Source organism: Ruegeria sp. P8, from assembly GCF_056534665.1.
Genome location: NZ_JBQERC010000002.1, coordinates 434,473 through 460,505 on the forward strand (window position 1 = coordinate 434,473; position 26,033 = coordinate 460,505).

The following is a 26,033-nucleotide window of genomic DNA, read 5'->3' on the forward strand; positions in this document are numbered from 1 at the left end:
AAAGGCGCGCCTTTGGATGGCGCGCCCATTTGTTTTCATCGGCAGACTTACTTGTCGTCTTCGAATTCCTGCATCAGGTCATCATCCGCTTCCGGCTCATCATCGTAATAACCGTCAGCGCGCAACTGGTCCTCGCGTTTCTTTTCTACTCGCGCGACCAGGAAGATCGAAATCTCGTACAGGCCGTAGACCACCACAAACAGAATGATTTGTGTGATGACATCCGGTGGTGTGACGACTGCGGCCAGAACCAGAATGCCGACCACCGCATATTTCCGAACAGCACCCAGCCCCTCGGCACTGACCAGTCCTGCCTTCCCCATGAGGGTCAGGAGAACCGGCAGTTGGAAACATAATCCAAAGGCCACGATGAACTTGATCGTCAGGTTCAGATATTCCTGGGCTGAGCCCTGGAACACCACACTCAGCGGTGCCGCGTTGACCCCGTCGGCCACGGCTTCACCCTCAGCCCCGAATTGCTGGAACCCGAGAAAAAAGTCATAGGCCAGAGGCGTGACGACGTAGAAGGCAAAGCTTGCGCCCAGGAGAAACATAAAGGGCGAAGCCAGCATGAAAGGAAGGAACGCGTTTTTCTCGGACTTGTAGAGGCCCGGTGCCACAAAGCGCCACATCTGCATCCCGATATAGGGAAATGCCAGAATGAACCCACCCAATAGGGAAACCTTGATCGCAACAAAGAAACCTTCCTGTGGCGAGATGAAGATCAGGCCACAATCCTGCCCGCGCTCAGCCAGAACGTCACACAGGGGATTGGTCAGGAAATTAAAGATCGGCGTCGCCACTGAAAAACAGATGATCATACCGACCAGAAACGCCACAACGCTATGGATTAGCCGTGTGCGCAGTTCGGCCAGATGTTCGATCAACGGGGCCGAAGAATCGTCAATCTCGTCGGTTTTGCTCATGTCTTGCTTTCAGTGTTCAGCGCGGCTTCGGCCTCTTCTGCCTTGGCCAGCGCATCGGCTGCTTCTTTGGCCTTGCGCTCGGCGGTGGCCCGGGCGGCTGACGCCTGAACCTTTTTGGCCTGCTCGGCCCGCTCGGCCGCCAGTTTCCCTGTTTCGCTGTCAGGATCGAACTTTGTGGGATCGATGCTTTTCGCCATCTCCTGCGCGGCTTGCTTGACACCGTCCATGGCCGATCCCACAGGGTTCACGGCAGCGTTGAGACCTTTCTTGATCTCATTCACCCCTGCCTGATCGGCGGCTTCGTTCATGGCGCTGCTGAACTCGCGCGCCATTCCGCGTGCCTTGCCGACAAAACGTCCGACATTGCGGAACAGCACCGGCAGGTCCTTTGGCCCCACAACGATCAGGGCAACGATGCCGATGACCAGAAGCTCGGTCCAGCCCAGATCAAACATCTGCGCTTACGCCTTGTCTTTCTCGGCTTCAGGTGTGACGTCCTTGGCCAGCTCAGAAGCGTCCTTTTCCAGCTCTTCCGAACCGTCCTTGACGCCCTTCTTGAACGCGGTGATGCCTTTGCCAACTTCGCCCATCAGCGAACTGATCTTGCCGCGCCCGAACAGAACCAGAACCACAACGGCGATCAGCAGCAGGCCAGGAAGGCCGATATTGTTGAGCATGTCTTTTCTCCTTTTTCATCGGCACGTTTGCGCGCCGGGAACATCAACTGACTCAGTCTTTACGCCTCGATCGCCGGTCTCAAAAGGGATCTGCTCCGATTTGCTGGCGAAAATTGTAGCAAACGCGTGAAATCTAAGGGGTCGCAATTTCCAACTGACAGGTTTATGTCAGTTGCTGTCCGCTAAGACTTTGGCATCGAAACAAGGTCAATGGAGAAATAAATGACCCACATTGCTGAAATCGTCACCTTCACGCTGGCCAATGGCACCACCCCGGAAGAGTTCGTGAAACTCAGTCAGGCTTCTGAGGCCTTTGTGCGCAGCGCTCCGGGATTTGCCCATCGGCAGCTTAGCCAGGGCGAAGATGGTCGCTGGACCGATTATGTTGTCTGGACCGATTTGAAGGCGGCAGAGGACGCCGCTGCGCAGTTTCCGCAACAGGAATGTGCAGCAGGCATGATGGCGGTCATCAATCCAGATAGCATCCAGATGCGTCACGAGAAAGTCCTATGGAACATGACTGCCTAAACGCAGTCAGAACGGCGTGTCATGCGCCGCACTGACCGACTGTTCGATATCATCCAGATCCTGCGCGATGGCAAACTGCACCGCGCGCAGGACATTGCGGACCGGCTTGAGGTGTCGGTCCGCACCATCTATCGCGACATGGATACGCTGGTGGCCTCGGGCGTTCCGGTCGAGGGAGAGCGCGGTGTCGGCTACATGGTGCGCGAGCAGATCACCCTGCCCCCGTTGAACCTGACCCCAGCCGAGCTTGAGGCGCTGAACCTTGGCATGGCCATCGTGGCCGAGGCTGCGGATACTGACCTGAAAGCAGCCGCACAATCGCTTGCCGACAAGATCGACGCTGTTTTGCCAACGCAGGTCGTGGCCGAGGCGGACAGCTGGAAATTCGCGGTCTACCCGTTTGCCGATGCCGCAAGGGGCCTTGCCCATATGGCCCCGATCCGTGCAGCCATCAAATCTCGTCAGAAACTTCACCTGTCCTATCGTCGCATTGACGGTGTTTTGACAGAACGCATCATCCGTCCGCTCCATATGGAATACTGGGGGCGGGTCTGGACCCTTACCGCCTGGTGCGAGCAGCGCAACGGATTTCGTGTTTTTCGAATTGACCTGATCGAAGCTGTTTCACCCCTTCCGGAGATCTTCGCCGACGAACCCGGAAAGCGCCTGAGCGACTATGACCCGTACGTCTGACAGGCTTCATCTTTTCAGAAATACTCTCGCCGAAGGCATGGCCCGGTACGGGCCATCTAGTCTCACTTCAGATAAGGTTCCGGGTCTACGGACTCGAACCCTTTGCGGACTTCGAAATGCACATAGGCATTGTCGCCGCCCCGCAGTTGCGCCAGCTTCTGGCCACGGCGTACCTTATCGCCTTTCTTGACAGTGATCTTGTCGACATTTGCATAGACAGTCAGAAGATCGTTGTTGTGCTTGACCACAATGATCGGCACCTGATCCGCGTCCGCGGTGATCGCCGCGACCGTACCGGCTTCGGCAGCTGTAACCGACGTACCCGGAGCAGCAGCAATGTCGATGCCCTCATTCTTGCCCTTGTCATAGCCGCGAATGATAGTGCCGCCAACCGGCAGGGACAGCGCGGAAGTGCGCGTATTGGTTGGCGCTTCGGCGGTCACGTCGGGGGCCTCGGCCAAAGGCGCAACTTTTTCGTCCGGCAAGGGCTGCGTAGCGCTGGGTGGCGTCGGCGTCGGAGAACCCTGCCCCGGTTCCGTCACTTCCGTGGCGGGAACGGGCGCGGCACTAGCCGCATTTTGCCGGGGCGCTGACTGGTTCTTGACCGGAATCAACAAGTACTGACCTTCACGCACGGTAAAATCAGATCCCAGCCCGTTCCATTCCGCCAGAGATTCAACCGGCACCTGGTAGAGGCGCGAGATTGTATAGGCCGTCTCACCCCGCTTGACCTTGTGCCTGACCGGCTCCGGCCCAGCTGACACCGGCGCGGGTGTTGGTGCCGGTTTCGCAGGTTCCAGTGTTGTGGTCTGAACCGAACCCGACGACGGCACCTGATCAATTGCAGACCCGGCAACCGACGCGATGTCCACACCGCTGCCAGCACCAACAGTGCGTGGCAGTGCAAGAACCTCACCCTCTCTTAGCGTGTCCGTTGTCTGAAGGCCGTTGAAACGCGAAAGCTCACCCTCGGGCAGGCCAACCCGCGCGGCCACGTCCCGCACCGTATCGCCGCGGCGCGCCACGACCACCTGGTAGTTCGGATAGGTAATGACACCCCTGCTGTCTGGTGCCGGGCGGGATGCCGTCGCGGATTGCGCTGCATTGGTGGTCGAAAAGCCACCGATCTGCCCGCGAAGGTCATAATCCAGAGGCCCCTCGCACCCGGCCAGAATGGCCAGAGCGGCCACCCCGGTCGCACAGCGCCGCATTGCTGATTTGGATACTGCTCTCATAATTCTGTCCTCAACGCCTGCCCCTGTTACCCGGAGTTCCGGCGACCAATTCTTTAAGCCTATTACGCCTCGTCCTTTCCAAGCCCCTCCAGAAGGGGCACGAAACGGACAGACGTTAATTCGTCATAGTCCAGACCATCTTCGGTGCGCGTCACTTTGATCAACTGCTGCACCGCGTCCGACTGGCCCACGGGTAGAACCATAATACCCCCGATTTTCAGCTGCGCCAAGAGCGGGCCCGGAGGATCCTCGGCTGCGGCTGTAACAATGATCCGGTCAAAAGGGGCTTGTTCCGGCAGGCCAAATGACCCATCCGACAACATCGAAGTGATATTCGTCAGGCCCAGGTCGGCAAACAGCTTGCTTGTTTCGCTCACCAACCGCCTGTGGCGTTCCACTGTGTAGACCCGGCGGGCCAGTTTGGACAGTATAGCTGCCTGATAACCCGAACCTGTCCCAATCTCGAGCACCGTGTCCCGGGGCCTCACGTTCAGGGCCTGCGTCATCAGACCAACGACCGAGGGTTGACTGATCGTCTGGCCGCAGGAAATCGGCAGCGGCATGTCCTCGTAAGCGCGCCCTGCGAACAGGCCGGTGACAAAGCGACCGCGGTCCACCTGCTCCATCGCAGCCAACACGCGCGCATCCGTGACCCCCCGTTTGCGCAGGGCAAACAGGAATTGCATTACAGTTTCAGGGTCCAGTCCGCTCATTCGACCGCCTTCAATGCCTCCAGCATGTCATGTGCAGTCAGGTCAGCGCGCATCGGCGTGACCGAGATATAGCCTTCCAGATTAACAGCCGCATCCGTTCCGGGTGCGGTCGGATTGTGCTGATAGCCGCCCTTGATCCACAGGAACCTCCGCCCTGAAGGCGAGCTGTGCGGTTCGACCGAAAAACGCGTATCGCGCCGAAACCCCTGCGCCGCAATCCGCGTGCCCAGAACATCGTCTGCCGGAACCGGTGGGAAATTCACATTGTAGAATAGCCGGTAATCACCCTGTTCTGCCGGAGTTGCGTCCAGAATCCGGCGCACCAGATCTGCACCATACCGGGCGGCTGCCTCAAACGGGTCGTCTAGGCCCAGGTTGCGAGGGCCAAAATATTGCGACAGGGCAATCGCTGGGACGCCCTGCAATGCCGCTTCCATCGCACCGCCGATTGTACCGGAATACAACGTGTTTTCGGCCGAGTTATTACCCCTGTTCACGCCGGACAGAACCAGATCGGGAGGGGTATCCAACATAACGTCGTGAAGCCCTGCCAAAACACAGTCGGCAGGCGATCCTTCGGCGGCAAAGCGCCGCTCGCCCAGCTTGGCGACCATCATCGGGTGGGTATAGCTGATGCAGTGCCCGACCCCGGACTGTTCAAACGCGGGCGCGACCACCCAGACCTCTCCATCCGGTCCGGCCAGCTCAGCCGCAATCGCCTCAAGCGTGATCAAGCCCGGCGCATTGATCCCGTCGTCATTGGTCAGAAGAATTCGCATGTGCCCGATTTACCCCCGCGTTTGGCTCTTGATAGACCCGGGCCTGCGTTGCGGCAAGCGACGTGGCCCCGCAATCTGAGGATTTCGCGCACCACTTGGGCGGAAATCGAAGGATCAGCGCCTAGTCTCGGGAAAAACGAAACATCTGTCGCGGCGGATGGTCAGCCACATCACCCGGCCCGGGTTGGGGACAAACACGTTCGGAACCGTCGCCCTCAGGATCGAACCATCATAGTCCATGCGGAACTCCACCAGGCTTTCATTGCCCAGAAATCGCGCACGTTCAACGACACCACGGGCTGCCACACCATCAGTTGCTGTCGGCAATGGCCCCTTGCCGTTGCGGTCGAAGTCCAGCTTGATGTGTTGAGGGCGAAAAACGATCTCGACATCCGTACCATTCGGAATGCCCGGCGCCAGGAACTGACCAAAGGGCGTGTCCGCCAATGCGCCATTCACTTGCGCTCGCAAAACGTTGACATCACTGAAAAACGCCACCGCTGCCTTGTCTGCGGGACGCGTATAGACGTTATAGGGAGCGCCCTGTTGCACGATCTTGCCACGCCGCATCAGGGCGATCTCGTCGGCCATGCGCATCGCTTCTTCAGGCTCGTGCGTGACCAGCAGTACGGCGGCATCTTCTTCCTTGAGAATGGCCAGCGTTTCGTCACGGATACCATCACGCAAACGGTTGTCGAGGCCCGAAAACGGCTCGTCCATCAGCATAATGCGCGGGCGCGGCGCCAGGGCACGCGCCAACGCCACGCGTTGCTGCTCGCCACCCGATAGTTGATGCGGAAAACCATCGATGAACCGCATCAGGTCGACCTTCTGCAACAACTCCTCGACCCGGGCGCGTTTTTCGTCCTTGTTGCCCTTAAGGCCGAAGGCTACGTTTTTGGCCACGCTCAGATGTGGGAACAGTGCAAAGTCCTGAAACATCAGTCCGATCTCGCGCCGTTCCGGAGGCACCCGGAACACGGTGTCGCAGATCAGCTTGCCATCAACATAAATCTCACCCGAGTCCTGCATCTCGACCCCGGCGATCATGCGCAACGTGGTGGACTTCCCGCAGCCCGACGGCCCCAGCAGACAGGTCACCTTGCCTGCCTGAACGGTCAGCGAAACATCATCCACAACAACCCGCCCCTCAAACCGACGGATAATGTTGCGAATTTCCAGACGCGGTGGAATTGCGTTACCTGTCACCGATGGACCCCGTTGCCTTTCCCGATCAAATCCATCGGGCTTGAGCGGGGATAGCAACCCCGCCCCTCAGGTGCAAGGGATCAGCAACACCCGCCAGAAGCGACAGATGCACCCACGGCTTCAAAAGGGCTTTCGCCACCACAGCCTTCGAAAATGCCATAATGGGTCGAAAAATCGCCGACAAAGTCAAAGTGACGGGCAAATCGGGTGTCTTTCAGCATCATCCAGGTGTTGCCGCAGACCGGAAACACCTTGCAGGCTTCGATAACGTGATGGTCATCCAGAACAAATTCATGCGGTGCGTTCGGCACGGTTCCCTTATAGATCACGGCTTGCCCATAATCTTCACAAGCCGGTTCCAATGCGGGCAGTTTGAACAGTCGGTATGTCGCGGACAGGAACTTCAACGGCGCAACACGCTCTTCCAATACCGGATTTTCGATCGTCAGCGGACGGTGCGTCACACGGCGCGGGTCGCCGAAACCGGCCGTTCGAGCCATTGACAGGAAATCATTCCAATAAAGCGCGCCGGACAGGCACTCGCCATAAAGAACTTCGTCTTCGGCCATCGCCTGCGGAATACGGCGGTCAGCATAGACATCCGAGAAATACATCTCGCCGCCCTCTTTCAACAACCGATGCGCGCCGCGCAGAACCGCATTCTTATCCGTGGCCAGGTTGATCACACAGTTCGAGACGATGATATCGAACGATCCGGGTTCCAGATCAAGCTCGTCCAGTTTTTCGATATAGCCGTGATGGAATTCCACATTGCTGCGGGCATATCCAAATGCCTCGGCGTGATAATCCTGATGCGCGCGGGCGACGTCCAGTTGTTCGGGCGTCATGTCGACACCCACTACCCGGCCCGTCTTACCGACCATGACGGACAAGGCATATACATCCCGCCCGGCCCCACACCCCAGATCTAGGATCGACGTGCCTTCAAGGTCAAGTGGGGCAATCAGACCGCAGCCATAGTAGCGAGTCAGAACGTCGTCATGAATCTTTGAAAGGATCTTTTTGACATGGTCGGGCATGTCGTCAGGCGTGCAGCACGCATTGGTCTGCAAGTCAGCACTGCTTTGCAGGACTTCACCATAATAGTTCTGCACCGATTCATGTTTCATCGCGCTTTTCCCTCGCAAATGGTCACATCCGAGCTAATGCAGCCGCCGGGGGTTCGCAATCCGGCGAAGGCGTTTTTGACGAAAGCGTGAGCGGTCCCGCGCGGTTTTACCCAAGCAGGTCGAAGTCCACGCCTGCACGAATTTTGCCATTTACCTGAACCTCCAGCCGGTGCGCGCCGGGAACCAACTTGAACGTTGTGGCATCACCCTTCAACTTGTGGCGTTTTTCCAGCGTCAGTTTCCCGTTCTTCAAAGCCGCCTGCTTCAACTTGTGCACCTTGGCTGAGATTTTCCCGCCAGGTCTTTGAAAATGAATGACATAGTCAACCAGAACTGGCAGATCTCCAAACCCGTTCAAAGTGACCGAAAAGGCCAGAGCGTCCCCAATCCGAGCTTCGGAGGTCAGGTTGACTGCGACCTCGATTTCCGCTTCCGGGTCATAGCCTAACATCTTCATCGCTTCAGGATGCCCCGCTTTCACAAGTCCGCGCAGGGTGTGTGACGTCATCCAGTCCAGCTCGTCCTGATTCTGATGACCCTGGCTGCGCCACGCCGTCAGGCGATCCAATACCAGATCCGGGTCTTTCTTGGTGATGTCATTCAGGTGATTGGATACGGACCGGGTGACATACCGCGTCGAATCCATGTGCAACTTGTCCAGCAACGGCAGCGGGTCCTGCAAACCCAATGCGACCGCCTGCCCCCATGGCAATCGGGGGCGCGTCCCTTCGCTGACCAGCCTGCGCACATGGTAACTGTCATGAGAGCACCAGTCCTGCATCCGCCGCAACACCCGGTCCGGGTCATGGTTCAGGAACGGACGGATTGCCCATTCCATGGAAAACCTCTGTGTCAGTTCCTCCATCACGTCTAAAGCCAGATCAACATGCTCAAGACCTATGGCCGCTACCCACTCACCGACCGGCGCAAAGATGAAATCGCCAAAATCGTCATCCGTTTTCGTTGGGTCCAAAGGCGCAGGCAAGGCGCGCAGGATCGTCGGGGCAACAGCAGGCAAGTCACCGGGCACCGCCTGTTGCAGACAAGTGGCGATCCAGATGATCCGATCCTTCATCTCTAGATCCAGCAATCGCGACATGACCGCAGATCGGAATGCCGGGGCATCAAATTCTGCATGAGACTCGGAAAACAAACCACTGAGATAATTTACTTTCTCAGCGTTGAACATCTGATCTTTCAACGAAAACCCTTGCGCCATGGTCACATCGTCAAATTGGTTGCGCCACCATCCAGCAGAATGTTCTGACCAACGATGAACCCCGCATGTTGAGAGCACAGGAACGCGCAGGCTGCCCCGAATTCCTGCCGCCTTCCATAGCGTCGCGCGGGAATGGATGCCGAACGGTTTGCGCGTGCGTCTTCGATCGAGATGCCTTGCTGTGAAGCCACACCGCTGTCCAGCGCATCTGCACGATCCGTCGCGTGAATGCCGGGCAGCAGGTTGTTGATGGTCACGCCATGCGGTGCAACCTGGCGTGAAGTTCCCGCGACATATCCGGTCAAACCCGTGCGGGCTGCATTCGAAAGCCCCAGCACCGCAATTGGCGCGCGCACAGATTGCGAGGTGACGTTCACAACCCGACCCCAACCTTTGTCCATCATTCCAGGAAGCAGCGCCTTCATGAACGCAATGGGGGTCAACATATTGGCATCCAGCGCCTTGATGAAATCATCACGCCCCCAATCCGACCATAAACCCGGCGGCGGGCCGCCGGCATTTGTCACAAGAATATCAACGCCCTGCGCTGCTTTGATCACCTGCGCCTGCCCTTCCGCAGTCGTCACGTCACAAGCGACTGTTTGTACCTCGACACCTTGCTCTGACCTGAGGCGTGCTGCCTCACTCTCCAAAGCGTCTGAACCACGCGCATTCATCACAAGGTTTACGCCAGCCTCAGCCAAAGCCTCGGCACAGCCCAAACCCAACCCTTTGCTGCTGGCACAGACCAGCGCGCGCTTTCCTTTTATTCCAAGGTCCATCGGATCCTCCCTGTCAGTCATTGCCGCATGTCTAGCATCGGCCAGACAGGGAAGACCAGAAATGGCTTGGGATCAGTAGAAGAACTCTTCTCGCACGATCTTGCCATCTGCGACGTGATAGACACCCACTTCACGCATATCAAAGGCTTCGCCCGTTTCCTTCACCTTACCCTGCACTTCGAAAATCACTGCAAAGCGGTCCTCGCCGTGCACAAACGGGTCGCTGACCGAAGCGCCAGAAACCTCGTGGGCTCCTTCCCACCATTCATGTTTGCCACGGATCGCGTCACGCCCTTGTACTTCGCGCCCCATGCCTGAGTAATCGACTGCTTCGACCGAAACCGCGTCTGGCGCATACAATTTCTCAAGGTTTTCCTTGGCGCGGTCCTCACGGCAGCCGGCCACCAATTCATTGGCAATCTCTTTCAAATCCATCGAATTACTCCATTATTTGTTCACTATATGTTCTTATAGCCACAAGGCCGTGATTCGAACCAGCCCCTTTGTCTTGCCTCGGCAGGATTCCCCGCCTATACGCGCGTTCATGCTTGATACCTCGAACCAACCTGCCCTGCCGCCCGAGATTGCCCGTCGCCGGACATTCGCCATCATCTCGCACCCGGATGCGGGCAAAACGACGCTGACTGAAAAGTTCCTGCTGTACGGGGGCGCCATTCAGATGGCCGGTCAGGTGCGCGCCAAGGGCGAGGCACGGCGGACACGCTCGGACTTCATGCAGATGGAGAAGGATCGCGGAATCTCGGTTTCCGCATCGGCCATGTCGTTCGACTATGGCAATTTCCGGTTCAACCTTGTTGACACGCCCGGCCACAGCGATTTCTCGGAAGATACCTACCGCACGCTGACGGCCGTGGATGCGGCCGTGATGGTGATCGACGGCGCGAAGGGTGTCGAAAGCCAGACGCAAAAGCTGTTCGAGGTCTGCCGCCTGCGTGATCTGCCGATTCTGACCTTCTGTAACAAGATGGACCGCGAAAGCCGCGATACGTTCGAGATCATCGACGAAATTCAAGAGATGCTGGCCATCGACGTCACCCCCGCCGCATGGCCAATTGGCGTAGGTCGTGATTTCATCGGCTGCTACGACATGCTGCGCGACCGGCTGGAGCTGATGGACCGCGCCGACCGCAACAAGGTGGCAGAGAGCATCGAGATTAACGGGCTTGATGACCCGAAACTGTCGGAACATATTCCTGCGCACCTGCTGGAAAAGCTGCTGGAAGAGGTTGAGATGGCGCGCGAGTTGCTGCCCGCGCTGAACCCGCAGGCGGTGCTTGAAGGGCATATGACACCGATCTGGTTCGGCTCGGCCATCAACTCGTTCGGCGTCAAGGAACTGATGGAAGGCATCGGCGCTTATGGCCCACAGCCGCAGGTTCAGTCCGCCGAACCCCGCCAGATATCGCCGGATGAAAAGAAGGTCGCGGGCTTTGTTTTCAAGGTGCAGGCCAATATGGACCCCAAGCACCGCGACAGGGTGGCCTTTGTCCGCATGGCATCAGGCCATTTCAAACGCGGCATGAAACTGACCCATGTGCGGTCAAAGAAACCGATGGCGATTTCAAACCCAGTGCTGTTTCTGGCATCTGACCGGGAACTGGCAGAAGAGGCCTGGGCCGGTGACATCATCGGCATTCCCAACCACGGCCAATTGCGCATTGGTGACACGCTGACCGAGGGTGAGGCGCTGCGCGTCACCGGCATCCCCTCTTTCGCGCCGGAACTGCTGCAAGGCGTCCGTGCGGGTGATCCGATGAAGGCCAAGCATCTGGAGAAAGCCCTGATGCAGTTCGCCGAGGAAGGCGCGGCCAAGGTGTTCAAACCTTCGATCGGGTCAGGCTTTATCGTGGGTGTCGTCGGCGCGTTGCAATTCGAAGTGCTCGCCAGCCGGATCGAGATGGAATACGGCCTGCCCGTGCGTTTCGAGGCGTCTCAGTTCACCTCGGCCCGCTGGGTCAGCGGTGACAAGGCCGAGGTCGAAAAGTTTGTGAATGCAAACAAGCAGCACATCGCGCACGACCATGACGGCGACATTGTCTATCTGACCCGGCTGCAATGGGACATCGACCGGGTGGTTCGGGACTATCCCGCCCTGAACCTGACCGCCACCAAAGAGATGATGGTGTGATCCAACTCACTGATTGCACAGCCGAGTCTGCCTGTGCAATTCTGCGCGCATGAGCAAGGATGAACTGACTTTCCCCGGCGGTCTGCCCGACATGCTGGACAGGTATGAAAACCGGCGCAGCCCGTTTCAGTTCGGCACCACCTCTTTGCCTGACCTTGACATTGACCTTATTGAACTGGCCGGTCGAACATTGCCCGAAAGTGCGACTGTGCCCCCGCCGAAGCCCAGTACAAGTTGGGATCGCAAGCGTGCTCAGATTGCGCGGGAATTTGTCGGAAACTCGGAACTTGCCTTCCTGAATGCCCAGCTGATCTCGAACTTGCGAAAGCGGTCCTTCCCGCGTCACGCCCCGCTTCTGTTTTGTCGCCTTTGGGACGAACAGTCGGACCACCTTCTGTCCACGCTTGATTTGCGATGGCTGGTCTCGTCGGTTCAGACCTTTGCGGACCACGGTCAAACTGCAACTCAGCGCGAGGTTGGTCACGCTTTGCGCATGTTGTTCGGCATGATGAAGCTATATGAGTTCGAAAGGCGCTTTTCGGGGCTGACCCCGGAAACACCATTTCCGTATCAAAAATTGAAACGCGTCCCGCTGCCCTATCAGATGAAAGGGTTTTCCCTTGGAAGTGGCGGGCTGGACGTCAATCTGATTGCTCCGGTCTGGACCAAAGCCCTAAGCGACACCACCATCGCGCCACTGGTCGATCACTTGATGACCGAGCTCAACAGTGATCCCGGCGGTGTCTTTCGCCGCCTGAAACTCATGCGCGAAGCGCGCGCGCAGCGCACATGACCACATGGGGTGTCGTGTCGATGGTCAGGGGACCGACCGAAGACGTCCTTCGGTTCGTAGCCTATCACCTCGATCTGGGTGCCGAGACCATCTATATCTATCTGGATGAGCCGAACCAGCGCACGTTCGAGGCGCTGAAGGCACATCCCAGTGTTTGCGTACAGGTTTGCGATGATGCCTATTGGCAAAAGCTAAAACGCACACGACCGGACAAGCACCAGGTTCGCCAATCGGTCAACGCCACCTATGCCTATCGTGAAACGCACCTGGATTGGCTGGCCCATATCGATGTTGACGAGTTTCTGTGGTCGCCGACCCCAATCTCGGATGTGTTGCGCGATATCGGGGACAAGGTTCACGCCGCCCGGGTCCGCCCAATCGAGGCGCTGGCAGGCGGCGAAGACCTGTACAAGGCGCATGTTCCACAAAGCCCGGCCCGAACACAGCTGATTGAGATGCTTTATCCCAACTATGGGGCTTTCGTCCTTGGCGGGTTCCTCAGCCATGTACAGGGCAAGTTGTTTGCGCGCACGGGATTGAAACGTCTGAGTTTTCGTATCCACAACCTGTTTCAGAACGGGAAATTGCTGCCGTGTAAATACGAACTTGCGCAGGTCGATCTATGCCACCGCCACGCGCCGGACTGGGATCACTGGATTGCACATTATCCGTTCCGCTTGGATCGCGGCTCGTATCAGGCTGGCATGGCCCCGAATGCCCCGCGCGAGATGGGGGGGCTGAACAAGAATGAATTGCTCAGCTGGATTGAAAGCGAACACGGCGAGGACGGGCTGCGCGCGTTCTTCAACGAGATGAGCGGCGCTGACCCAGAAGTCCGCGCCCGGCTGGAGCAGAAAGGGCTGATCCGCCACCGCGTGTTGAATCTGGACGGGAAATTGGCGAAACACTTTCCCGGAAGTTGCTGAATTGTTGCGCAAAACTCGAACCTGTCTCGATGAAACCCTGATGTAGCGGTCTTCATTTGACCCCGACCAACGTTTTTGTTATGTCCGCGTCCAAGCCGAAATGTCGCATCACGCGCATGGCCATCCGGGCCCGGCACATCTTATACGCGCGGGCCAGGTCAAGTGTCCGCATTCAACCGGACTTACATGACAAAGTTTAACGAACTGAACCTGAACCCGAAGGTCCTCAAAGCCATTGAGGAAGCCGGATACGAAACCCCAACTCCGATCCAGGCAGGTGCGATTCCGCCCGCATTGGAAGGGCGCGATGTTTTGGGCATAGCTCAGACAGGCACGGGTAAAACCGCCAGCTTTACGCTGCCAATGATCACACTGCTGGCCCGTGGCCGGGCGCGTGCCCGTATGCCACGTTCGTTGGTTTTGTGCCCGACGCGGGAACTGGCCGCTCAGGTGGCCGAGAATTTCGACACCTATACCAAACACCTGAAACTGACCAAAGCGCTGTTGATCGGTGGTGTCAGCTTCAAAGAGCAAGAAGCCCTGATTGACCGTGGCGTCGACGTTCTGATCGCCACGCCGGGCCGTCTGCTGGATCATTTCGAGCGCGGCAAGCTGTTGCTGACCGGCGTGCAGATCATGGTGGTGGATGAAGCGGACCGTATGCTCGACATGGGGTTCATCCCCGATATCGAACGCATCTTCTCACTAACACCTTTCACCCGTCAGACCCTGTTCTTCTCAGCCACCATGGCATCCGAGATCGAGCGGATAACCGACACGTTCCTGTCGGCCCCTGCCCGGGTCGAAGTTGCCCGTCAGGCGACCGCATCCGAGACCATCGAACAGGGCGTGGTCATGTTCAAAGGCGGCCGTCGGGACCGCGAAGCCAGCAACAAACGCAAGGTTCTGCGTGCGCTGATCGATGCTGAAGGCGACAAATGCACAAATGCGATCATCTTCTGCAACCGCAAGACTGACGTGGATATCTGCACAAAATCCCTGAAAAAACACGGCTACAACGCGGCCGCCATCCATGGCGATCTGGACCAGTCGCAGCGGATGAAAACACTGGACGGTTTCCGTGAGGGATCATTGCGCCTGCTGGTCGCCTCGGACGTGGCTGCGCGTGGCCTGGATGTGCCAGCCGTCAGCCATGTGTTCAATTTCGACGTCCCCGGCCATCCCGAGGATTATGTGCACCGCATTGGCCGCACCGGCCGCGCCGGCCGTGAAGGTAAAGCCATCACAATCTGTTCGGGACGCGACGAAAAAGCACTGGTTGCGATCGAAAAGCTGATCCAAAAAGACATCCCGCGCATAGACAACCCGGTTCAGGACGACCCCAGACCCGAACAGCCAAAGCCTGAGAAAAAGGCCAAAGCCCCCGAGAGCCCGAAAGAGGGCAAAAAGGTTCGCGAGCCTAAGGGGCGCAGTCGTGGACGCAAGGAAGACACCGGCCCGGCCGTCGTGGGCATGGGAGATCACCTGCCCAGCTTCATCGCGCTCAGCTTTGACGAACGTCGCGCCAGCTAGATTGCCAGAACAAGCGCTAAAATCGAAAACCCAAGCAACATCATCCCGGCGATTTCGCGCCGGGTGATCGTCTCGCGGAAGAACAGGATCGACGCCATCAGGCTAAAGATCAGCTCTACCTGCCCCAGCGCTTTTACATAAGCCGCATTCTGCAAGGTGAAGGCCCAGAACCAGCAAAACGAGCCGCCGAGGCTGGTCAGGCCGACAAATACCCCGGTCTTTCTCGTTTGCCAGACTGCGCGCAGTTCGGCACGGTCGCGCCACAGCAGCCATATCCCCATGCTGGCGAACTGGAATGTCACCACTGCGGCCAATGTTACCAGCGCTCGGAACCACGCATCGATATCGCCCAGTTGCAGTGAAGCCCCACGATAGCTGACAGCAGAAAACGCAAACAAAACACCTGATCCAAGCCCCAATTGCGAAGCCCGATTGGTCAGATGGCGCCACCAGGGTCCGTCCCCTCCAGGTGTTTTTGACAACAAAAGAACAGCCATCAACCCCAACAGGATCGCGAACAATGCGCCCGGCGACACACTGTCCCCCAAGACCAAAAAACCAACGATCGCGGTCTGGATCACCTCGGTTTTCTTGAAGGTAATTCCAACGGCAAAATTACGTTGTTTGAACAACGCCACCACGCAGATCGTTGCAAGGATTTGCGCTGTCCCTCCGATGACCGCGTAAAGCCAGAACAAACTGCCAAGCCGAGGCATGCTCGCCCCGGTTATCTGCAACGCAACATATAGCCCGATAACCGCCAACGGCATGGAATAGGCAAACCGCGCAAAAGTTGCACCTGCAGCAGATAGTTTCACGCTAGCCAGAGATTTTTGCAGCATGAAACGCACAGTCTGAAAACTGGCGGCGGCGATGGTGACAGGGATCCAGAGACTCATGCCACCCGTTGTGTCGTCAATTCAAGGCTTTGGCCAGAGAGGATGTGGCACAGGGTCTTTTGCGCGAACGAAATACTGCCGGAATATCTGTGCATAGGACCGGTAAACATAGGCTTCGTTGCAAGCCAAGTACCTGTCCTTTCCGTCGCGGTACAATGCAGGCAAGCGATACCACGGAGCCGCCGGATTCATGTGATGAACGACGTGTAGGTTATTGTTTAAAAACAAAAATGCCAAAGGTCCGCGATCTTCGACAATCACCGTGCGGGCGCGGGATTTTTCATGTGCACGATGCTCCAGAAACGTGCGGATCTTCAAAAGCGACAGCCCCATATAGGCCGCGACCAGATAGGCCCAAACCGGCATGGCCGATTGCGCAGCTACCCACAGAACCACCGCCGCGCCGGGAAGGTGCACAGCCCATGCCAGCAGGATCGCCCTGTCCCCGCGTATCAACCCACGCCATTCGTCAAACATAAACAGACCCTGACCAAGGACGGGCCCCAGTACCATCCGCCCCAACAGCGTGTTGTTCAGGCTCAGGATCATCTGCGCCAGCCGCGGCAATCCCGACCAGATATGCGGATCCAGATAATTCGATTCCGGGTCGTCATAAGGGTCCGTCAGGGTGGCATCCTGATGATGCGCCAGATGCAGGTCCCGAAAGCGGTTATACGGAATTGCCAATGTCAACGGCAGTGCCATCAACGCCTCGTTCAGCCATTTTGCACGAAATGGGTGCCCGTGCAGGGCCTCATGCGTCAGTGACGAATGCAAAGCCGCAACAACACCCAGAGCAGGGATAGCCAACCACAAGGATGTGTTTGCCAGCCAGTACAGACCGGCAAGCCACGCGGCATAACACAAGACGATCAGGAAAAACGTGCCCCATTCGGGCGATTTGGGTGTAGTGGGATCAGCCATTTCGGCCCCACGAAATGTTCGCCCAAATTCTTTCGTAAATCACGTACATCGTCAGGCCGATGGCCGTGTTCACCAGCGCCAGCGCCCCTCCTACAGCGGCAGAGCCTGTTGCCAACAGGCCCACCATTGTCATGATCGCCAACCCCATCGCATTCCAAACGATTGCTTTCACGACTGATCTTCGCCGCGTTTCCATTCCGAACCCCGTTTTTTTCTTACTCAAAGCGTTACATCCGGACCCCGGTATTGGAAATTCTGAATATGATTAACAAAATTCATCAAATGTGATAAAAAACACGACATGCAGGAAAATATCGACAAGCGCGACCGAGCCGCGCAATTTCGTCTCCGCCTCGCCCGCGCGATGGAAGAGCGTCATGTCAGCCAAAGTGCCCTTGCGCGCAATATTGGCGTTGACCGCTCGACCGTTTCCCAATTGCTGACAGATCATGGCGCGCGGTTGCCCAACGCACATGTTGTTGGCGGATGTGCAGCGGCGCTTGGCGTTTCGGCCGACTGGTTGCTAAGCCTATCTGACAGGCCGGAAAGCGCGGCTGAGCTTCTGGCTAGCTCGCTGACCTTTACCGAGGCCCCACGCGCCCTTGTCGATGAACGTATCTTCGAGTGGCATCAGGAGGCCGCCGGGTACAAAATCCGCTATGTCCCGGCCACCCTGCCCGACATGCTCAAGACGCGTTCGATACTGGAATGGGAATACGCCCCGCATCTGGGCCGGACCGCTGACCAAGCCATCGGCGCGTCGGCGGATCGTCTGGCATGGATGCGCAGCGCCCAGTCAGACTATGAGATCGCCATGCCGCTATTCGAAATCGAAAGCTTTGCAAGCGCCACTGGGTATTATCAGGGTCTCAGCCCCGAGGTTCGGCTGGAACAGATCGATCACCTGTTGGCGCTGTGCGAACAGCTCTATCCGCGGATGCGTATCTATCTGTTTGACGCAAAACGGCTTTATTCCGCACCCGTGACGATTTTCGGCCCGCTGCTTTGTGTATTTTACGCAGGAAGTCACTATATGGCCTTCCGCGACCGGGATCGGATCGAGACATTCTCACGCCATTTCGACACACTGGTACGCGAGGCCGACGTGGCCGCCCGGGACTTTCCAAACCATCTGCGTCGCCTCAGAACGGCGGTTTCCCGCGACTGGTGATGCAGCGCCATCCAACCTGTGCTATTCTACTGTGGCGCGAACCATAAGGCATTCCGAACACAGACGGAGGAGCACAGGAATGGACGCAATTCAAACCGCTCAATACGCACGTGCACTTTTTGCCGCCCATGGAGACCAAGCCGAGGCCGAAGCCGCGCAAAAAATGCGCGACTGCGAAGCTGCCGGAAACCGGCAAGAAGCCCAGGACTGGCAGGCAGTCCGTCAGACCATCCGCCAGATCCGTGGTCCAAACCAGGGCTGAGTTACAATTTCGGGTCCGGGTTGACCGTGTGGCCATCGACCGCAATCACCTGTCCTGAAACCAGACGTGCCGCATCTGAGGCAAGGAAGACTGCCATATTGGCGACATCCTGCGCTTCGACGAAGCGCCCCATTGAGGTGCCCGAGGCATAGCCCCGATAGACCTCATCACGGGTCATGCCCTTGGCTGCGGCCTCGCGGGTCAGGACGCCCTCCATCCGAGGGCCTTCAACTGCGCCCGGACAAATGGCATTGGCACGGATGCCATAGGGCCCCAGCTCCATCGCCAGTGTTTTCATCAACCCGATGACCGCCCATTTTGCCGACGCATAGGGCGCCCGGAACGGGTAGCCATGTTGCCCGGCTGTCGACGAGGTCAGAATGATACTGCCCGCCCGTGCCGTTTTCATCAGCGGCGCTGCATATTTTGCCGCCAGAAAAGCACCGTCCAGATTGACCGCGACACAAGCACGCCACGCGTCCAGATCAATATCCTCAATGGCATTTGTCGGGCCGGCAATACCGGCATTGGCGCAGAGCACATCCAACCCGCCCGTCGAACGGACGGCGTCAAATACCGTGCGCATGTCTGCTTCGTCCGCAACATCGGCTCGGTGCCTGGTCCAACGTTCGGGCAAAGTATCCAACGCCGCCTGATCGATATCAGTAACCCGGACGTCATAGCCAACCGCGTCAAACGCCTCGGCCATGGCCAGGCCGACGCCTGACGCGCCAGCCGTCACCAGAACCCGGCGCGTCATGAAGGCTTCCTGATCGCTGCGCCTGCGCCCTCGGGATAAGGCAATCCGGCCTGAGCCTCTGCAACCCGCGCCATAGCCGCTTCGATTTCAGCGGATGGCGCGCTCGGGCGGCGGGTTTCCAGGCTGACATGCAGCAGAAAACTTTCACCCGTGGCCAGCAGCTTGTCGCCCTCATACATGCTGTGGAACACATGCAGCTTCTTGCCCTGCCCCAACAGCATCTGCGTGCGCACGGCGATTTTTGCACCGGCATGAGCTTCATCCACATAGCGAATGTGGTTCTCCGCTGTGAAATAGCTGCCGCCCGAGGCGATGTAATCCGCATCGCATCCGATGATTTCCATGAACCGATCGGTGGCGGCGGCAAAGGCCTCCAGATATTTCGCTTCGTTCATGTGGCCGTTGTAATCCGTCCAGTCCAGCGGAACGGCCCGCGACAGGGTCAGGATGGGCTGGCTCAGATCCGCTTGATCCAGCGTCGGCAACGCAACGGGTTTCAACCGTGCGTCATGTTGGTTCAGCACCGCCCCCGCGCCGTAATTCTGCGCCTTGAGGGCCCGCATCATACCAACAAGGTTGTTATCGCGAATGCGTTCCAATTCTCGGATCGAATGCATCCCGGATTGTGCGTCAGATTGATTGGCGATCAAATCGACCAGTTCGTCAGTGAACTCAGGAACATCCATCAACTTGGTCCACGGCCATTTCAAAGCAGGCCCGAACTGCGCCATGAAATGGCGCATCCCCGCCTCGCCCCCGGCCACGCGGTAGGTTTCGAACAGACCCATCTGCGCCCAGCGGATGCCGAACCCCATACGGATGGCCTCGTCAATCTCTTCGGTCGTCGCAATGCCATCCTTGACCAGCCACAGCGCCTCGCGCCAGACAGCTTCCAGGAACCGGTCGGCAATATGCGCATCGATCTCTTTCTTGACGTGCAGCGGGAAAAACCCGAGCGATTTCAACAGGTCCTGCGCCTGTTTGATCATCTCGGGCGGGTTCTTATCCGTTGGTACAAGCTCGATCAAAGGCAGCAGGTAAACCGGGTTGAAGGGGTGCGTCACCACGATCTGCTCGGGGCGCAGCGCCCCGTCCTGAAGTTCGGACGGCTTGAACCCGCTGGTCGAGGATCCGATGATCGCGCCCGGATCGCAAGCCTCCTGCAAGCCTTTGTAAACCTTCAGTTTCAAATCCAGTCGTTCTGGCACACTCTCCTGTATCCAACGCGCACCCTTAACCGCTTCGGCCATGTCGCTGTGAAAGCTCAGCGAGCCCTCGGCTGGCAACGGAACGTCACTCAGCCCCGGCAAGGACCGTCTTGCGTTGTCCAGCACCTCGCCAATCTTGCGTTCCGCCTCGGGGTCGGGATCAAACACCCGCACATCCCAGCCATTGAGCAGGAACCGCGCGGCCCATCCACCGCCGATAACTCCGCCCCCAATAATTGCTGCCGTTTTCATGATTTCCCACCTACTGGCTGCGCGTGTTTCATCTTTTTAGAAATACTCCGGGGGCTTGGGGGCTGGCCCCCAAAAAACCCGCGTGTCCATTATTTTGCAACAGGTGCCTGCTTGGTCAGCCCCAGCTTCGCACGTACTTCGTCAGGGCCGATCACGCGCGCGCCCATATTCTCGATGATGGATCCTGCACGTTCCACCAGTTGCCAGTTCTCGGCCATTACGCCCTTATCCAGCCACAGGTTGTCCTCAAGCCCAACGCGCACATTGCCGCCCGCCAGAACCGAAGCCGCGACAAACGGCATCTCGTTCCGTCCCAGCGAAAACGCGCTGAAGGTCCAGTCATCCGGCACGTTGTTCACCATCGCCATAAAGGTATTCAGATCATCCGGCGCGCCCCACGGTACCCCCATGCACAGTTGGACCAGAGCGTTGGGTGCCAGAATCCCTTCCTTCACCAGTTGCTTTGCAAACCACAGGTGGCCAGTGTCAAAGGCTTCGATCTCGGGTTTGACACCCAGGTCGGTCATCATCTTGCCCATGGCGCGCAATGCCCCGGGCGTATTCGTCATAACATAATCTGCCTCGGCAAAGTTCATTGTGCCGCAGTCCAGAGTGCATATTTCGGGCAAACATTCTGCAATATGCGCCACGCGTTCCGACGCGCCGACCATGTCCGTGCCCGCGGCCACTGGAAACGGGTTTTCAACACCGCCGAACACGATATCGCCGCCCATCCCGGCCGTCAGATTCAATACGACGTCCACATCAGCGTCGCGGATGCGGTCCGTTACCTCGCGATACAGATCCAGCCGGCGGCTTGGCGCACCGGTCTCGGGGTCGCGCACGTGGCAGTGAACCACTGCCGCCCCGGCCTTGGCGGCGGCAATCGCGCTGTCGGCGATCTGCCGCGGTGACCGCGGCACATGCGGGCTGCGGTCCTGCGTTCCGCCCGAGCCGGTTACGGCACAGGTAATGAAGACTTCGCGGTTCATTTCCAGAGGCATGGTGTTTTCCCCAAGTTATACCCGGTTCTGCCTTGGGTTTTCCCCAGGCTTTTCCCCGGATTCCGATTTGCGTTCTGACCCGACTCTGGCGCAGCTTTGGGAAACCCACTTGGCAATATGCGAATCAAACTTGATGAAATCCGCAAAAAACATACTGCAACCGGAACACCGCGCCCTAAAAACTGCGGTGCTTGTACTGGACGAATGCAACACGCTCAGCTTTGCCTCTGCGGTGGACCCGATGCGGGCCGCGAACCGTCTGGCGGACCGCCCGGCCTTTGATTGGGACTATGTGACCGCAACGCCAGAGCCCGCGGTGCTGACCAGTGCGTTGCAAGTGCCCGGTATTCCACTGGCCCGGTTGCAATCCTGCGACCTGATGATCGTGGTCGCCGGGTTCCAACTGGCCCGCCACGCCACCCCAAGCCTGCTGGCTGGTCTGCGGCGCATCGCAGGCACAGGCGCAACGATGGCAGGCATTGATGGCGGCCCGTGGCTCCTGGCCGAGGCCGGGCTACTGGATGGCCATCTGGCAACAACCCACTGGGAAGACCTAGAAAATTTTGCCACGCGGTTTCCCGAAGTTGATGTGCGCACCGACCGCTTCACCGTTTCGGGCAATCGACTGACTTCGGGTGGCGCAATTCCGGCTGTCGAGATGATGCTGCACATCATCGCCGCCCGTCATGGCGCAAGTTTCGCCGCGCGCGTTGCGGGCCTGTTCCTTTACGATGGTGCTCCCGACCCTGGAAAACCGCAAAGCCGCACAGGCGCGCCACATCGCCACACGGCGCTGACCGCCAAGGCCAACTCGATGATGCAGGCGTCACTGGATGATCCTCTGCCGCTGGCCTACATCGCAGACCGCCTGGGCACCAGCCCACGGACGCTGCAACAACAGTTCCGACTGCGCCTGAACACGACGCCGCAGGACCACTATCTGCAGCTGCGCCTGGCCGAGGCCCGCCGTCTGGTCACCGACACCGACATGCCACTGATGGATGTGGCGCTCGCCACCGGCTTTGCCTCGCAATCCAGCTTTGCCCGCGCTTTCCGCACCGCCCACGGTCAATCGGCCCGCGACCTGAGACACGAACGCGCGCATCCCACCCATCACTGACCGGATCCTTCTTCATCTGGCCAAAAATATCCCGGGGGCGTCGCCAAAGGCGACGGGGGCAGAGCCCCTAAAACGGCATCGGGTGCGCCCGATGTGCCCTACTGATCTCGGCCAACACATGCTTGGATAATTCAAGATCCACGCCCGCCAGAATATGATCCAGCTGTGCAACGGTCGTGGCCCCGAAGATTGCCGACATCATGAACGGGCGCGTCCGGCACCACGCCAACGCCATATGCACCGGATCCAGACCATGCCGTGCGGCGATTTCCAGATAAGCTGCAACCGCCTCGAAAACACGACCGGATTTCCGGCCTCCCATCTCAGGCACAAAGGACATACGCGATCCGTCGGGAACGCAGTCATTTTGGTACTTTCCGGTCAGAAAGCCTGCCGCCAACGGGGAAAACGCCATCAGCCCAACATCTTCATGCACACTCAACTCACCCAGGTCGGTGTCAAAATGGCGGCACAGCAATGAATACTCGTTCTGCACCGATGCCACGCGCGGCGCCCCCATCTGGTCGGCCAGCCGCAGCCATTGCGCGGTTCCCCAAGCGCTTTCATTCGACAGGCCAAAGGCACGGATATTGCCCTTGTCTACCTGAGCCTGCAATGCCTCAAGGCATTCTTGCATGTTGCTCAGCACTTCATCTGTGTTTTCGCCAGACGGCGCATAATCCCAGTTCTGCCGAAACATATAGCTGCCCCGATTGGGCCAGTGAAACTGATAGAGGTCAATGTACCCGGTCTGCAAACGTCGCAAAGACCCCTCAACTGCTTCGGGTATTGTGCGGGCAGTGATCGGCGCACCATCGCGGACAAAGGACAGCCCCGCGCCGGAATGCTTGGTTCCCAGAACATAATCGCCCCGGCGGGTAGGATTGGCGGCATTCCAGTTTCCCAAAATCTCTTCGGTGCGCCCGATCGTTTCTTTCGCGACAGGGTTCACCGGATACATTTCCGCCGCGTCGACAAAGTTGATCCCCGCGTCCAACGCCATATCCATCTGCCGGTGCGCATCCGTTTCAGACGTTTGAGAGCCAAATGTCATCGTACCAAGGCACAGATCGCTCACCATAATTCCGGTACGGCCCAAAGGCTTTTTCTGCATTGTCGTATCTCCTGAAAATTGCGGGCCGGTCAGGCTTCAGCCTTTTTTTCCCACCGCCCGGACTCCTCCGACCAGTATTGTGCGGAGCATCCGGCATCCGTCAGCGCTTTCCACTGCCCGCGCGCGTGTTGTACCGCCATGTCGTCATTGCCATCGAACAGGATACAAACTCGTTCCAGCGCGGCGACTTCTTCCGCTTCAACCGGCGCGCCATCCACAGCCATGATACAGGTCGCACCATTTCCCGCCACGGCGCTGGTGGTCAGCAGGATCGGCTGGTCCGCGTCATGCGGACCGCCTGCGCGACCATGCGGCAGGAACCCGTCCTCGGGGCCCAGCCACAGTTTTTCATCCAGCCAGTCCATCCGCGCAGGGTCAGTACCCCGCACGGCTATCCGCCACCCGGCTTGCCGCGCCTTGTCCAGCAGCGCGGGCAAGGTATGCTCCAGCGGCTGGCGGGTCAGGTGGTAGAAATAGACAGCGCCCATATGCTTACTCGAAATTGTCCTGCACAAACCGGCTCAGCGCGCGCACGCCCCAGCCGGTGGCGCCTTTGGGCGCATAAGAGGTCTCTTCAGCCACCGAGGCGACGCCTGCAATGTCCAGATGAATCCACGGCGTTTCCTCTTTTACGAACCGCTGGAGGAACTGCGCGGCGGTGACTGAACCGGCGGGGCGACCGCCCACGTTCTTCATGTCGGCAATGCGCGATTTCAGCAACTTGTCATAGGCGTTGCCCAATGGCATCCGCCAAGCGCCTTCATCCTCGGCCTTGGCAGATTTCAGGAAGGCATCACAGAACGTGTCATTGTTCGAAAAGACACCAGCGTTTTCATGGCCCAACCCGATGATGATCGCACCGGTCAAAGTTGCCAGGTCAATCATACCGACCGGCTTGAATCGTTCCTGCGCGTACCACATCACGTCACACAGAACCAAGCGGCCCTCGGCGTCGGTGTTGATGATCTCGACCGTGTCGCCCTTCATCGACCTGACCACATCACCCGGACGGGTGGCGTTACCTGATGGCATATTCTCGACCAGACCAACCAGCCCCACGACATTGGCTTTTGCCTTGCGCTTGGCCAGCGCGCGCATGGTGCCCGCAACAACGCCGGCGCCGCCCATGTCCATGGTCATCTCTTCCATGCCGACAGCGGGTTTGAGCGAGATACCACCTGTGTCGAACACCACGCCTTTTCCGACCAAAGCCAGAGGCGCGTCGTCCTTGGCCCCGCCATTCCACTGCATCACCACGACTTTCGAAGGGCTGTCCGAGCCCTGCCCGACGCTTAGCAATGTGCGCATCCCCAACTCGGCCAGCTTGTCTTCGTCCAGCACTTCGACCTCAAGACCCAGCTCCTGCATCTCAACCAGACGGTCCGCGAATTCGGTAGTGGTCAAAACATTTGCCGGTTCATTGGTCAGATCGCGCGTCATCCGAACGCCATCAGCAATTGCATAGAGAGGTGCAAAATCTGCCTCGATCTCTACAGGCTTTGCGTGGCTGATTGTCACTGTGCCAGCCTTCTGGCTTTCCTTGGTTTTATGCGCGTCGAATTCATAGCTGCGCAGAACAATCCCCAGTGCCAGATCCTCGGCCCGCGCCTGATTTCCCACCATCACCAGCATGTCCTTGCCGCCTGCCAGCTTAGCCAGCGCCGCACCTGCCTTACGGGCTTCGGCGGCCTCGGGGCGACGTGGCAGAACCAGAACATCCAGCGCCTCAGCCGCCATCCCTGTGGGCCATGCCATCGAGATGACATCACCTGTCTTGGACTTTCCGAAACTCTCGCTTTCAACAAGCCGCGCCAACCCGCCCTTCGTCAGACGGTTTGCCCGGCGGGCTGCCGGGCTCATCTTACCGTCATCCGGAATGATGATGGCGATGCGCCCTTTGGCCTGCGCCATAGCCTCCAGGTCAAATTCCTGAAAACGGATCGGTATCAGACTGCTCATTGTACACTCCTCGAATTCTGTTCCCCAAGACCTAGCCCGCGGGGCACGCATTGACCAGATAGCAGTTT

At 58.4% G+C, this 26,033-nt stretch carries 29 protein-coding genes; 9 read left to right on the forward strand and 20 right to left on the reverse strand.

What is annotated here, in order from left to right; genetic code table 11:
• Positions 1-47: 47 nt before the first annotated feature.
• From tatC to ACR0BZ_RS05525, 3 genes are read right to left on the reverse strand one after another with little or no spacing between them, the layout of a single operon-like run.
• Complete coding sequence (tatC, locus tag ACR0BZ_RS05515) at positions 48-926, reverse strand: twin-arginine translocase subunit TatC (protein WP_480772793.1); 879 nt, start codon at positions 924-926, stop codon at positions 48-50.
• Positions 923-1,381 (reverse strand): Sec-independent protein translocase protein TatB, encoded by a 459-nt coding sequence (tatB, locus tag ACR0BZ_RS05520; protein WP_267364187.1) that lies wholly within the window; start codon positions 1,379-1,381, stop codon positions 923-925. Before tatB ends, tatC begins: the two co-directional genes overlap by 4 nt.
• 6 nt (positions 1,382-1,387) lie before the next feature.
• A complete protein-coding gene (locus tag ACR0BZ_RS05525) occupies positions 1,388-1,603 on the reverse strand; it encodes a twin-arginine translocase TatA/TatE family subunit (protein WP_480473142.1) in 216 nt (71 codons plus the stop codon).
• Between the two features lie 222 nt (positions 1,604-1,825).
• Between ACR0BZ_RS05525 and ACR0BZ_RS05530 the strand changes: the two genes are divergently transcribed.
• The gene (locus tag ACR0BZ_RS05530) at positions 1,826-2,131 is read left to right on the forward strand and encodes a hypothetical protein (protein ID WP_480919664.1); all 306 of its coding nucleotides are present in this window, start codon (positions 1,826-1,828) and stop codon (positions 2,129-2,131) included.
• Between the two features lie 21 nt (positions 2,132-2,152).
• Positions 2,153-2,824, forward strand: coding sequence for a helix-turn-helix transcriptional regulator (locus ACR0BZ_RS05535; protein WP_480919665.1), 672 nt, complete (start codon positions 2,153-2,155; stop codon positions 2,822-2,824).
• Positions 2,825-2,886: 62 nt separating this feature from the next.
• On the opposite strand, the gene ACR0BZ_RS05540 is transcribed toward ACR0BZ_RS05535, so the two are convergent.
• The 8 genes from ACR0BZ_RS05540 to ACR0BZ_RS05575 all read right to left on the reverse strand — a co-directional run bounded on the left by ACR0BZ_RS05540 (position 2,887) and on the right by ACR0BZ_RS05575 (position 10,326).
• Positions 2,887-4,059, reverse strand: coding sequence for a peptidoglycan DD-metalloendopeptidase family protein (locus ACR0BZ_RS05540; RefSeq protein ID WP_480919666.1), 1,173 nt, complete (start codon positions 4,057-4,059; stop codon positions 2,887-2,889).
• A 62-nt stretch (positions 4,060-4,121) separates the two neighbouring features.
• Entirely contained in the window at positions 4,122-4,772 is a 651-nt protein-coding gene (locus ACR0BZ_RS05545) for a protein-L-isoaspartate(D-aspartate) O-methyltransferase (RefSeq protein WP_209503723.1), read from the reverse strand.
• A complete protein-coding gene (surE, locus tag ACR0BZ_RS05550; protein ID WP_267364192.1) occupies positions 4,769-5,551 on the reverse strand; it encodes a 5'/3'-nucleotidase SurE in 783 nt (260 codons plus the stop codon). The genes ACR0BZ_RS05545 and surE overlap by 4 nt, the downstream gene beginning before the upstream one ends.
• A 114-nt stretch (positions 5,552-5,665) precedes the next feature.
• Complete coding sequence (locus ACR0BZ_RS05555) at positions 5,666-6,760, reverse strand: ABC transporter ATP-binding protein (protein WP_480919667.1); 1,095 nt, start codon at positions 6,758-6,760, stop codon at positions 5,666-5,668.
• An 80-nt stretch (positions 6,761-6,840) separates the two neighbouring features.
• Positions 6,841-7,890, reverse strand: coding sequence for a methyltransferase domain-containing protein (locus tag ACR0BZ_RS05560; protein WP_480919668.1), 1,050 nt, complete (start codon positions 7,888-7,890; stop codon positions 6,841-6,843).
• A gap of 106 nt (positions 7,891-7,996) precedes the next feature.
• Positions 7,997-9,109, reverse strand: a complete 1,113-nt coding sequence (locus tag ACR0BZ_RS05565; RefSeq protein ID WP_480869409.1) for a hypothetical protein — start codon at positions 9,107-9,109, stop codon at positions 7,997-7,999.
• A gap of 2 nt (positions 9,110-9,111) precedes the next feature.
• A complete protein-coding gene (locus ACR0BZ_RS05570; RefSeq protein WP_480869410.1) occupies positions 9,112-9,891 on the reverse strand; it encodes an SDR family oxidoreductase in 780 nt (259 codons plus the stop codon).
• Positions 9,892-9,963: 72 nt separating this feature from the next.
• Complete coding sequence (locus ACR0BZ_RS05575) at positions 9,964-10,326, reverse strand: SnoaL-like domain-containing protein (protein WP_480480611.1); 363 nt, start codon at positions 10,324-10,326, stop codon at positions 9,964-9,966.
• Between the two features lie 109 nt (positions 10,327-10,435).
• Here ACR0BZ_RS05575 and ACR0BZ_RS05580 point away from each other — a divergent pair, with 109 nt between their 5' ends.
• From ACR0BZ_RS05580 to ACR0BZ_RS05595, 4 genes are all read left to right on the forward strand, one after another.
• On the forward strand, positions 10,436-12,040 hold the full coding sequence (locus tag ACR0BZ_RS05580) for a peptide chain release factor 3 (protein WP_267366522.1): 1,605 nt from the start codon (positions 10,436-10,438) through the stop codon (positions 12,038-12,040).
• A 49-nt stretch (positions 12,041-12,089) separates the two neighbouring features.
• Positions 12,090-12,833, forward strand: coding sequence for a hypothetical protein (locus ACR0BZ_RS05585; protein WP_480919669.1), 744 nt, complete (start codon positions 12,090-12,092; stop codon positions 12,831-12,833).
• Positions 12,830-13,759, forward strand: a complete 930-nt coding sequence (locus ACR0BZ_RS05590; protein WP_480480607.1) for a glycosyltransferase family 2 protein — start codon at positions 12,830-12,832, stop codon at positions 13,757-13,759. Before ACR0BZ_RS05585 ends, ACR0BZ_RS05590 begins: the two co-directional genes overlap by 4 nt.
• Positions 13,760-13,945: 186 nt before the next feature.
• Complete coding sequence (locus ACR0BZ_RS05595; RefSeq protein WP_267366133.1) at positions 13,946-15,292, forward strand: DEAD/DEAH box helicase; 1,347 nt, start codon at positions 13,946-13,948, stop codon at positions 15,290-15,292.
• On the opposite strand, the gene ACR0BZ_RS05600 is transcribed toward ACR0BZ_RS05595, so the two are convergent.
• Genes ACR0BZ_RS05600 through ACR0BZ_RS05610 form a run of 3 tightly spaced genes read right to left on the reverse strand, consistent with a single transcriptional unit; the run spans position 15,289 to position 17,311 of the window.
• A complete protein-coding gene (locus tag ACR0BZ_RS05600; protein ID WP_480919670.1) occupies positions 15,289-16,191 on the reverse strand; it encodes an EamA family transporter in 903 nt (300 codons plus the stop codon). The two genes, ACR0BZ_RS05595 and ACR0BZ_RS05600, sit on opposite strands and share 4 nt — an antisense overlap.
• 21 nt (positions 16,192-16,212) lie before the next feature.
• Entirely contained in the window at positions 16,213-17,115 is a 903-nt protein-coding gene (locus ACR0BZ_RS05605) for a fatty acid desaturase (RefSeq protein ID WP_480919671.1), read from the reverse strand.
• Complete coding sequence (locus tag ACR0BZ_RS05610; RefSeq protein ID WP_267366130.1) at positions 17,108-17,311, reverse strand: DUF2061 domain-containing protein; 204 nt, start codon at positions 17,309-17,311, stop codon at positions 17,108-17,110. The genes ACR0BZ_RS05605 and ACR0BZ_RS05610 overlap by 8 nt, the downstream gene beginning before the upstream one ends.
• 105 nt (positions 17,312-17,416) lie before the next feature.
• Between ACR0BZ_RS05610 and ACR0BZ_RS05615 the strand changes: the two genes are divergently transcribed.
• Positions 17,417-18,286 carry a helix-turn-helix domain-containing protein gene (locus tag ACR0BZ_RS05615; RefSeq protein ID WP_267366129.1) on the forward strand — a complete coding sequence of 290 codons (870 nt, stop codon included), beginning with the start codon at positions 17,417-17,419 and terminating at the stop codon, positions 18,284-18,286.
• A 79-nt stretch (positions 18,287-18,365) separates the two neighbouring features.
• The gene (locus ACR0BZ_RS05620) at positions 18,366-18,548 is read left to right on the forward strand and encodes a hypothetical protein (RefSeq protein WP_267366128.1); all 183 of its coding nucleotides are present in this window, start codon (positions 18,366-18,368) and stop codon (positions 18,546-18,548) included.
• Between the two features lies 1 nt (position 18,549).
• Here the strand turns inward: ACR0BZ_RS05620 and ACR0BZ_RS05625 are convergent, their stop codons facing one another.
• From ACR0BZ_RS05625 to bcoG, 3 genes are all read right to left on the reverse strand, one after another.
• Positions 18,550-19,308, reverse strand: coding sequence for an SDR family oxidoreductase (locus ACR0BZ_RS05625; RefSeq protein ID WP_480919672.1), 759 nt, complete (start codon positions 19,306-19,308; stop codon positions 18,550-18,552).
• A complete protein-coding gene (locus tag ACR0BZ_RS05630; RefSeq protein ID WP_480919754.1) occupies positions 19,305-20,771 on the reverse strand; it encodes a carnitine 3-dehydrogenase in 1,467 nt (488 codons plus the stop codon). Before ACR0BZ_RS05630 ends, ACR0BZ_RS05625 begins: the two co-directional genes overlap by 4 nt.
• A gap of 86 nt (positions 20,772-20,857) precedes the next feature.
• Positions 20,858-21,772, reverse strand: coding sequence for a 3-dehydrocarnitine:acetyl-CoA trimethylamine transferase BcoG (gene bcoG, locus ACR0BZ_RS05635; RefSeq protein WP_480919673.1), 915 nt, complete (start codon positions 21,770-21,772; stop codon positions 20,858-20,860).
• A gap of 133 nt (positions 21,773-21,905) precedes the next feature.
• Here bcoG and ACR0BZ_RS05640 point away from each other — a divergent pair, with 133 nt between their 5' ends.
• Positions 21,906-22,892 (forward strand): GlxA family transcriptional regulator, encoded by a 987-nt coding sequence (locus ACR0BZ_RS05640; RefSeq protein ID WP_480558036.1) that lies wholly within the window; start codon positions 21,906-21,908, stop codon positions 22,890-22,892.
• 67 nt (positions 22,893-22,959) lie between these two features.
• Here ACR0BZ_RS05640 and ACR0BZ_RS05645 read toward each other — a convergent pair whose 3' ends face one another.
• The 3 genes from ACR0BZ_RS05645 to ACR0BZ_RS05655 are packed head-to-tail and all read right to left on the reverse strand — an operon-like array spanning position 22,960 to position 25,965.
• On the reverse strand, positions 22,960-24,006 hold the full coding sequence (locus tag ACR0BZ_RS05645) for an aldo/keto reductase (RefSeq protein ID WP_480919674.1): 1,047 nt from the start codon (positions 24,004-24,006) through the stop codon (positions 22,960-22,962).
• A 29-nt stretch (positions 24,007-24,035) separates the two neighbouring features.
• On the reverse strand, positions 24,036-24,494 hold the full coding sequence (locus ACR0BZ_RS05650) for a DNA polymerase III subunit chi (RefSeq protein WP_480480592.1): 459 nt from the start codon (positions 24,492-24,494) through the stop codon (positions 24,036-24,038).
• Between the two features lie 4 nt (positions 24,495-24,498).
• Complete coding sequence (locus tag ACR0BZ_RS05655) at positions 24,499-25,965, reverse strand: leucyl aminopeptidase (RefSeq protein ID WP_480919675.1); 1,467 nt, start codon at positions 25,963-25,965, stop codon at positions 24,499-24,501.
• Positions 25,966-26,033 lie beyond the last annotated feature (68 nt).

Coding starts and splice junctions, on each gene's coding strand:
- tatC (WP_480772793.1), bottom strand. CDS start 926: ATGAGCAAAACCGACGAGATTGACGATTCTTCGGCCCCGTTGATCGAA.
- tatB (WP_267364187.1), bottom strand. CDS start 1,381: ATGTTTGATCTGGGCTGGACCGAGCTTCTGGTCATCGGCATCGTTGCC.
- ACR0BZ_RS05525 (WP_480473142.1), bottom strand. CDS start 1,603: ATGCTCAACAATATCGGCCTTCCTGGCCTGCTGCTGATCGCCGTTGTG.
- ACR0BZ_RS05530 (WP_480919664.1), top strand. CDS start 1,826: ATGACCCACATTGCTGAAATCGTCACCTTCACGCTGGCCAATGGCACC.
- ACR0BZ_RS05535 (WP_480919665.1), top strand. CDS start 2,153: ATGCGCCGCACTGACCGACTGTTCGATATCATCCAGATCCTGCGCGAT.
- ACR0BZ_RS05540 (WP_480919666.1), bottom strand. CDS start 4,059: ATGAGAGCAGTATCCAAATCAGCAATGCGGCGCTGTGCGACCGGGGTG.
- ACR0BZ_RS05545 (WP_209503723.1), bottom strand. CDS start 4,772: ATGAGCGGACTGGACCCTGAAACTGTAATGCAATTCCTGTTTGCCCTG.
- surE (WP_267364192.1), bottom strand. CDS start 5,551: ATGCGAATTCTTCTGACCAATGACGACGGGATCAATGCGCCGGGCTTG.
- ACR0BZ_RS05560 (WP_480919668.1), bottom strand. CDS start 7,890: ATGAAACATGAATCGGTGCAGAACTATTATGGTGAAGTCCTGCAAAGC.
- ACR0BZ_RS05565 (WP_480869409.1), bottom strand. CDS start 9,109: ATGGCGCAAGGGTTTTCGTTGAAAGATCAGATGTTCAACGCTGAGAAA.
- ACR0BZ_RS05570 (WP_480869410.1), bottom strand. CDS start 9,891: ATGGACCTTGGAATAAAAGGAAAGCGCGCGCTGGTCTGTGCCAGCAGC.
- ACR0BZ_RS05575 (WP_480480611.1), bottom strand. CDS start 10,326: ATGGATTTGAAAGAGATTGCCAATGAATTGGTGGCCGGCTGCCGTGAG.
- ACR0BZ_RS05580 (WP_267366522.1), top strand. CDS start 10,436: ATGCTTGATACCTCGAACCAACCTGCCCTGCCGCCCGAGATTGCCCGT.
- ACR0BZ_RS05585 (WP_480919669.1), top strand. CDS start 12,090: ATGAGCAAGGATGAACTGACTTTCCCCGGCGGTCTGCCCGACATGCTG.
- ACR0BZ_RS05590 (WP_480480607.1), top strand. CDS start 12,830: ATGACCACATGGGGTGTCGTGTCGATGGTCAGGGGACCGACCGAAGAC.
- ACR0BZ_RS05595 (WP_267366133.1), top strand. CDS start 13,946: ATGACAAAGTTTAACGAACTGAACCTGAACCCGAAGGTCCTCAAAGCC.
- ACR0BZ_RS05600 (WP_480919670.1), bottom strand. CDS start 16,191: ATGAGTCTCTGGATCCCTGTCACCATCGCCGCCGCCAGTTTTCAGACT.
- ACR0BZ_RS05605 (WP_480919671.1), bottom strand. CDS start 17,115: ATGGCTGATCCCACTACACCCAAATCGCCCGAATGGGGCACGTTTTTC.
- ACR0BZ_RS05610 (WP_267366130.1), bottom strand. CDS start 17,311: ATGGAAACGCGGCGAAGATCAGTCGTGAAAGCAATCGTTTGGAATGCG.
- ACR0BZ_RS05615 (WP_267366129.1), top strand. CDS start 17,417: ATGCAGGAAAATATCGACAAGCGCGACCGAGCCGCGCAATTTCGTCTC.
- ACR0BZ_RS05620 (WP_267366128.1), top strand. CDS start 18,366: ATGGACGCAATTCAAACCGCTCAATACGCACGTGCACTTTTTGCCGCC.
- ACR0BZ_RS05625 (WP_480919672.1), bottom strand. CDS start 19,308: ATGACGCGCCGGGTTCTGGTGACGGCTGGCGCGTCAGGCGTCGGCCTG.
- bcoG (WP_480919673.1), bottom strand. CDS start 21,772: ATGCCTCTGGAAATGAACCGCGAAGTCTTCATTACCTGTGCCGTAACC.
- ACR0BZ_RS05640 (WP_480558036.1), top strand. CDS start 21,906: ATGAAATCCGCAAAAAACATACTGCAACCGGAACACCGCGCCCTAAAA.
- ACR0BZ_RS05645 (WP_480919674.1), bottom strand. CDS start 24,006: ATGCAGAAAAAGCCTTTGGGCCGTACCGGAATTATGGTGAGCGATCTG.
- ACR0BZ_RS05650 (WP_480480592.1), bottom strand. CDS start 24,494: ATGGGCGCTGTCTATTTCTACCACCTGACCCGCCAGCCGCTGGAGCAT.
- ACR0BZ_RS05655 (WP_480919675.1), bottom strand. CDS start 25,965: ATGAGCAGTCTGATACCGATCCGTTTTCAGGAATTTGACCTGGAGGCT.